The 455-nt window shown below is 44.2% G+C and carries 1 protein-coding gene and 1 pseudogene; one reads left to right on the top strand and one right to left on the bottom strand.

Features of this window, described 5'->3' with window-relative positions; translation table 11 throughout:
• On the bottom strand, positions 1-279 hold a 279-nt coding region (locus tag QMM04_RS23115; RefSeq protein ID WP_282997233.1), incomplete at its 3' end, for a hypothetical protein.
• Positions 280-294: 15 nt separating this feature from the next.
• Here QMM04_RS23115 and QMM04_RS23110 point away from each other — a divergent pair.
• Positions 295-455: pseudogene (locus QMM04_RS23110) on the top strand (peptidylprolyl isomerase A); the annotation flags it as partial.

The raw sequence follows: 455 nt of genomic DNA, 5'->3' as shown, positions 1-455 counted from the left end.
CCAGGTAAGGCCAATGCGATTACGGTTTGTCATGTTCTGAACCTGTGATGCGCCGGGATTGGCAAAAAGTGTCATGAATTGTAAATGGAACTGTGATCTTAATAAACAACGAGTGAAACAAGCGCGAAATATTTCATTAATAGTGTGATTTTCGTCACGCAAATGATTGCGTGAGCGCAAAAGTATGACAATCGCAACATCAGCGTAAATATCGGTAAAACGCTGGCTCTTATATAACTTGCTCTTTACAATCAATCTCGTTTTGAGCTTGCACTCCATGGTAAGGAATCATTCATGTTTAAACGTACTTTGACAGCGGCAGTTGCCCTGTTAGCGCTCTCTTCTGTATCCGCTACTGCTCTTGCAGCAAAAGGGGATACGCATGTGCTGCTCACCACTTCTGCGGGCAATATCGAACTCGAACTGAACAACCAGAAAGCCCCGGTTTCGGTGAA

The sequence above is a fragment of the Pantoea sp. Pa-EAmG genome, assembly GCF_030024295.1.
Taxonomy (GTDB): domain Bacteria; phylum Pseudomonadota; class Gammaproteobacteria; order Enterobacterales; family Enterobacteriaceae; genus Pantoea; species Pantoea dispersa.
The sequence above is the reverse complement of the archived record's forward strand: the minus strand, read 5'-3'. Positions and strand labels throughout refer to the sequence as shown.